The organism is Gemmata sp., from assembly GCF_051859125.1.
Taxonomy (GTDB): domain Bacteria; phylum Planctomycetota; class Planctomycetia; order Gemmatales; family Gemmataceae; genus Gemmata.
Genome location: NZ_JBHYGG010000166.1, coordinates 1 through 6,130 on the forward strand (window position 1 = coordinate 1; position 6,130 = coordinate 6,130).

Consider the following 6,130-nt stretch of genomic DNA (forward strand, 5'->3'; position numbering starts at 1 on the left):
GAGAGGGTAGCGCTGGGGTGGGTGCAATGTTGAGGAGGGGTGCAAGGGAGGCGACGCGCACCGCGTGTCCCGCCCCGGCGCAACAACTGGTGCCGGGGCGCATCAGATCGTGGTCGGTGTCACTCGCGGAGCGAGTGACCTACTTGTTCGCGAAGTCACGACAGCGCCCACGGCTCGCGCTTGGGACGGTCGAGCCAGCGCGCGGCCTCCGGGTCGCCGACGATCTCTTCCTTCACCGGGTCGTACTTGAGCGGCCGCTTGAGCGCGTACGCGATGTTGCCCAGGTGGCACACGGTGCAGGTGCGGTGCGCGACCTCGATGTCGCGGAAGCACTTCTCGCGGCTCTTCACGCACGCGAGGAAGTCGCCGAAGATGCCCCCGCGGCCCTTGTACGTCGGCATGTCCGACGCCCGGGGCGGCTTTGCCGGCCGGGGCGCGCCGCGGTCCAGCTCGCCCTCGGTGCCGACGTACCGGATGTCCTTCGTGCCGCCGTGGTACATCTTCATCCCGTCGGGGAACGTGAAGGTGAGGTGCTTCACGTCCTTGCCGTCCGGCGGGGTGACGTCGGTCGGGCCGGTGAGGTGGTGGGCGGTCGCGAACATCGCCGCGCCGAACCGGTGCGCGCCCCAGTCGGTCATGCCGCCGCCGCTGTAGTCGCGGAACGGGCGGAACCCGCCCTTGATGAGCGACGTGTGGAACGGCCGCTTCGGGGCCGGCCCGAGCCACAGCTCCCACTCCTCCGGCGTCATCCCGGCGGGCAGCTTCTCCTCGGGGAGGTTGCAGTCGCCCGGGGGGCCGCCGCAGTCGGCGTACACCTCTTTGACGGTGCCGATCGACCCGCCCCACACGAGCCGCGGCCAGTCGCCGTAGTCGCCCAGGACGCGCTGGCTGCCGCCGGAGAACACCCGCCCGTACCGCCGCACCGCGTCGACCATCGCCCGGCCCTCGCGGACCGTGAGGCTCTCGGGCTTCTCGCAGTACACGTCCTTGCCGGCCTTGCACGCCTCGATGGTGATGAGCGCGTGCCAGTGGTCCGGGGTGCCGATGAGCACGGCGTCGATGTCGTCGCGGGCGAGCACCTCGCGGAAGTCGCTGTACGCCTTGCAGTCCTCGTTCTTGTACCGGGCGTTGACCTTCTTTCGGGCCTGCTCGCGGTGCTCGGGCACGACGTCGCACACGGCGACCATCTGCACCTCGGGGAAGCTCATGAAGCCGCCCATGTCGCCGGTGCCCTGGCCCCCGGTGCCAATGGTCGCCATCGTGATCCGCTCGTTGGCGGCCGGGCGGGTCTGGGCGAACGCGAGGCCGGGGAGGCCCGCGGCGGCCGCGACCAGCGCCTCGCGGCGCGTGGGGTGGTGCGTTGACATGCGTCTGTCCTGGGGAAGAGGATCGGAGGCGGGGAGTCGGCAGACTGCTACTGTAACCGAACGGCCGGCGGCCGCAACGATTCGTTGCCCGGCATAGGCGAGCGGGGGCGTGAGCCCCCCGAGTGCGACACCAGACGCCGAAGAGCGCAGACCAACCGGGCGTCGCCGCTGGGTCCTCGGTTGCCGTGGTTGGGGTCGCACTCGGGGGCTCACGCCCCCCGCTCGCCAAGAGCCAGCGCCCTCACGCGAACAACTGGCGCACCGGGGTGCCGTCGGCCAGCTTCCACGGGCGGCCGGCCGGGTCGCGAATCTCGGTCTCGGGGTCGAGGCCGAGCGCGTGGTAGATGGTCGCCGTGAGGTCGGCCGGGGCGACCGGGTTGGTCTCCGGGCGGCCGCCGATCTTGTCGCTCGACCCGTAGGTCGCGCCGCCGCGCACGCCGCCGCCGGCCAGCACCGCCGAGTAGCACCCGGGCCAGTGCTGCCGCCCGGCCGACTCGACCCGCGGCGTGCGCCCGAACTCGCCGACGCACACCACCAGTGTCTCGTCGAGCAACCCGCGGGCCGTCAGGTCGTCGAGCAGCGCCGCGAACCCCGCGTCGGCCGGCGGCATCAGCCGCGTCTTCAGCGACGGGAAGTTGTCGCCGTGCGTGTCCCAGAACGCCTTGCCGTCGTCGGGCCAGTTCACCGTGACCAGCCGCGTGCCGGCCTCGATCAGCCGGCGGGCCAGCAGGCAGCTCTGGCCGAACGGGTGCCGGCCGTACTTGTCGCGGAGGGTCGCCGACTCGCGGGACAGGTCGAACGCGGTCGAAACGGCCGGCGACAGCAGCAGGTCGAGCGCCTTGCCCTGGAGGCCGGTGAAGTCGCCGCCCGGGCCGCCGGTGCGGTCGAAGTGCCGCGCGAGTTCGGCCCGGTCCCGCATCCGGCCGGCGGGCACGTCGGCTGGGGTGTTCAGCCCCGCGACCGCGAACGCCGGCAGGTTCGGGTTGCCGGAGACGAGGAACGGGTCGAACCCGCGGCCGAGCCACCCGCCGTTCTGGCCGGGTGCGGTGCCGCCCGGGGCCGACGGGTGCGACACGGCCCACGGGAGCGTGACCGATTGCGGCACCGCGCCACCCGAGGGAAGAAGTTTCTGCACGACGGCCCCGAGGCACGGCGCGTCGCCGCGGGTCGCGCCGTCGGCGTCCGAGTTCGGCTTCGGCGCGACCCGGCCCGTCATCAGGTGGTGGACCGGCGACAGGTGGGCCGGGTCCGTGTGGGTCATCGACCGCACGACGGCGTACTGGTGCGCCCGGGCCGCGAGCCGCGGGAAGTGCTCGCTGATCTGGAGGCCGGGCACCGTCGTCGCGATCGGCTGGAACTCGCCGCGGACCTCGACCGGCGCGTTCGGCTTCGGGTCCCACGTGTCGAGGTGGCTCGGCCCGCCCCACATGAACAGCACGATCACCGACTTCGCGTGCGCCCTGGGGGCGGGCGCCGACGCCCGCAGCAGGTCGGAGAGCCCGAAGCCGAGCGGCGCGAGACTACCGACGCGGAGCGCCTCGCGCCGCGTGACGCCGCCGCACGGGCGCGGCCGGGTGGCTCGGGTGTTCATCTGTGGTTCTCCGTCGCGAGCGGTCGGGCGGCTCGGGTGAGCGCGGGGTGGGCAAGAGGCGGCGGGCGGGGCAGGGCGGGGGCCGCGCTGGGGTGGGCCGGAGCGCCTTGACTGTCCCAGACCGCCCGGGTGGTGTCAAGCGGCTTCCCCGCCGGGTGCCGGGGCCCGGCCCCTCCGTATCATGGTCCTCGCGCCCCCATATACTCCCCCGGCCCGCACACATGCCGAGCTTCCCGATCGCGCGCAAGCTGTTCCGGTTCGCCAAGCGGGCGCGCCGCAACTGGCTCCCCCGGCACCAGAACGCCTTCAACTTCTGGATCCACATGGTCGGCATCCCGGTCGCCGTCGCGGGCGTACCGCTGCTGTTCGTCGCCGACTGGGAGTGGGGCGCCGGGGCGCTCGCACTGGGGTACCTCCTCCAGTGGGTCGGGCACCGGGTCGAGGGGAACGACGTCGGCGAACTCATCCCGTTGAAGCGGCTCCTCGGCCTGCCGGTCGTCGCCATCGCCCCGCAGTACGCCGCGGCCGAGCCCGCGACCTCCGAACGGGCGTGAGGTTCCCCCGGCTGCGCCGCCCGCCCCGTCTCGCGCCCGCCCGGTCCCCGCACCTTGAGCCGGACCCGTCAGTCCGCCCAGGTTTCCGCCCGCCGCGTCGGGAAATCCCATCCGACCGGTGAATCCGGTAAATTCCCCCGCGGCGCGTGTCGATGTGAGGGGAGCAGCCCTATCGGAGTCGGGGGACTCCTTGGGCAACGCGCGGTCCGGGACGGGGGGACGCGATGATTCGCAAGCGGTGGACTCAGCGGATTCTGGCCGGGGTGATGGCCGTCGGCGCGGCCGGCGGGTGCAAGCAGCACGTGTTCATGGAACCGGCGGACTACAAGGACGCCGTCATGAACGCGCTGCCGCGGGGGCTCGAGACCGAGCCCCACAGCACGATCACGCCGAGCGTGGTGGACCCGGTCACCCCCGGCGGCCCGGGGGACGTCCTCAACACGGTCCGCCCGTCGCGGATGGTGACGCTCAAGGAGTGCATCGCCATCGCCCTCGAGCAGGGCAACATCGGCCAGCAGAACACGGCCAACTTCGGGTTCATCAACGACTCGATCGAGGTCCAGGGCGGGCGGACCATCGCCGGGTCCGACACCATCAAGGCGTTCGCCATCGACCCGGCGCTCCAGGCCGTGAGCCTGGAGCGGTCGCTGTCGAAGTTCGACGCCCGGTGGATCAACTCGATCACCTGGCAGAAGTTCGACCAGCCGACGGCGGCGCAGTTCCTGTCGTTCCAGAACTCCCGCGACGTGGCCAACCTGACCAGCACGCTGGCCAAGCCGCTGCCCACGGGCGGCACCGCGGGCATCACGTTCCAGACCGACTACCAGAAGTTCACGACCGGGTCCGGGAACGGGTTCGTGAACCCGAACTACATCCCCCAGGTCCAGTTCTCGTTCGAGCAGCCGCTGCTCCGGTTGTTCGGGGTCGAGGCCAACCTGCTGTCGCCCGCGCACCCAGGCAGCGCGCTCCTGGGCCTCGCGCCGAGCGGCGGGGGCGGGACCGAGGGCATCCTCATCAGCCGGATCCGGGTGGACCAGGCCAAGGCCGAGTTCGACACCCGCGTCAACTTCATGCTGGTGAACGTCGAGACCGCGTACTGGAACCTGTACGCCGCGTACTACAACCTGTACGCGCAGGAAGAGGGGATGCGGCAGGCGTTCGAGGGGTACCGGTTCATCAAGATCCGGGTCGAGACCGGGAACCAGCCCCCGCAGGACGCGTACCAGGCCCGGGCCCAGTTCGAGCGGTTCCGCCGCCAGGTGTACCAGGCCCGGGGCCAGGTGCTCGACGCCGAGCGGCAGCTCCGCGGCCTGCTCGGGCTCCGGAGCGACGACGGGTTCCGGCTGATCCCGATCGACCGGCCGAACGAGGCCCCGTTCCGCCCGGACTTCTACGAGGCCGCGAACGAGTCGCTGGCCCACCGCCCGGAGCTGCTCCAGGCCCGCGAGCTGATCAAGGCGAACCAGTTGAACCTGCTGCTCCAGCAGAACCTCCGCCGGCCCGACCTGCGGTCGTTCGGGCAGTACAACGTCGCCGGCCTGGGCACCCGCCTCGACGGGAGCGAGAACCTCCCCGGGGGCATCCCGGGCAACGCGCTGGCGAGCCTCACCAGCAACCAGTTCAACAGTTGGACCATCGGGTTCCGGCTCGACATGCCGCTCGGGTTCCGCGACGCCAACGGGCTCGTCCGCGACGCGCAGCTGAACCTGGCCCGGAGCTACTTCCAGCTCCGCGACGCCGAGCGGAAGGCGCTGGAGTACCTGGTCCAGCAGTACCGCGCGGTGATCCAGGCCCACGCCGAGATCGGGCCGGCCCGGGAGGAGCGGATGGCCCTCCAGATCTACCTCGGGAAGATCAAGGAGGTCATCGAGCTGGGCCGGTGGGACTCGGCGTACTACCAGCAGTACCTCCAGGTGCAGCGGGACCTGGCGACGTCCATCGCCCAGGAGTTCCGGGCCATCGCGGACTACAACTCGGCCCTGGCCGCGCTGGAGTTCGCGAAGGGGACGAGCCAGCAGTACAACAACGTGTCGGTGAACGAGGGGCCGCTCCCGCCGTGGGCCCAGAAGAAGGCCGCGGACCACATCCGGGAGCGGACCGAGGCGGCCCTCAAGCTCCGGGAGCGGGAGTGCCTGCCGCCCCCGGCCGGCCCCGGGGTGATCGGCGGGGCGACCGTGAACCCGCCGGTCGGCTCGGCCCTCATCGGCAACATCACGCTGCCCCCGTTCGCCGAGAAGCGGGACCCGCTGCCCGACGCGCTGCCGGACCCGCTGCCCGTGGACCCGAAGAAGAACCCGAAGGCGCTGCCGAGCCTGCCCAGCGGGATCGGGATGAGCGCCCTGCCCGTGGGCTCGTCGCGGATGGGGTTCCCGGCCCCGGTCCCGGGCGCGCCGGTCGCGGAGGGGCCCACGGGCGGGGGCGAGCCGTACTTCGAGCCGATCGGGACGGTGGTGATCCCGAAGCGGGTGCCGCTCGCCGGCACCGCGACCGCCCCGCGGGCGACCCCGGTCCCGCTCCCGGCGGCCCCGCCGACGCCGCCGCTGCCGGTCCCCCCGCCGGGGCCGGCGATGCCCGCCCCGGGAACGGTGCCCGTCGCGGGCCAGTAACTGAGGGGTGCC

4 protein-coding genes are annotated in these 6,130 nt (G+C 72.4%); 2 read left to right on the plus strand and 2 right to left on the minus strand.

Annotated elements, in window-relative coordinates:
• Window positions 1-155 precede the first annotated feature (155 nt).
• Window positions 156-1,367: a Gfo/Idh/MocA family protein gene (locus ACTIGN_RS15405; protein ID WP_439625341.1), complete on the minus strand. Its 1,212-nt coding sequence runs from the start codon at window positions 1,365-1,367 to the stop codon at window positions 156-158.
• 241 nt (window positions 1,368-1,608) lie between these two features.
• The gene (locus ACTIGN_RS15410; protein WP_439625343.1) at window positions 1,609-2,958 is read right to left on the minus strand and encodes a DUF1501 domain-containing protein; all 1,350 of its coding nucleotides are present in this window, start codon (window positions 2,956-2,958) and stop codon (window positions 1,609-1,611) included.
• A gap of 221 nt (window positions 2,959-3,179) precedes the next feature.
• Between ACTIGN_RS15410 and ACTIGN_RS15415 the strand changes: the two genes are divergently transcribed.
• Entirely contained in the window at window positions 3,180-3,512 is a 333-nt protein-coding gene (locus ACTIGN_RS15415) for an Mpo1-like protein (RefSeq protein WP_439625345.1), read from the plus strand.
• Window positions 3,513-3,736: 224 nt separating this feature from the next.
• On the plus strand, window positions 3,737-6,118 hold the full coding sequence (locus ACTIGN_RS15420) for a TolC family protein (protein WP_439625347.1): 2,382 nt from the start codon (window positions 3,737-3,739) through the stop codon (window positions 6,116-6,118).
• Window positions 6,119-6,130: the final 12 nt, after the last annotated feature.

Bases quoted from the DNA above. Each gene is read 5' to 3' on its own strand.
- ACTIGN_RS15405 (WP_439625341.1), bottom strand. From the start codon at position 1,367: ATGTCAACGCACCACCCCACGCGCCGCGAGGCGCTGGTCGCGGCCGCC.
- ACTIGN_RS15410 (WP_439625343.1), bottom strand. From the start codon at position 2,958: ATGAACACCCGAGCCACCCGGCCGCGCCCGTGCGGCGGCGTCACGCGG.
- ACTIGN_RS15415 (WP_439625345.1), top strand. From the start codon at position 3,180: ATGCCGAGCTTCCCGATCGCGCGCAAGCTGTTCCGGTTCGCCAAGCGG.
- ACTIGN_RS15420 (WP_439625347.1), top strand. From the start codon at position 3,737: ATGATTCGCAAGCGGTGGACTCAGCGGATTCTGGCCGGGGTGATGGCC.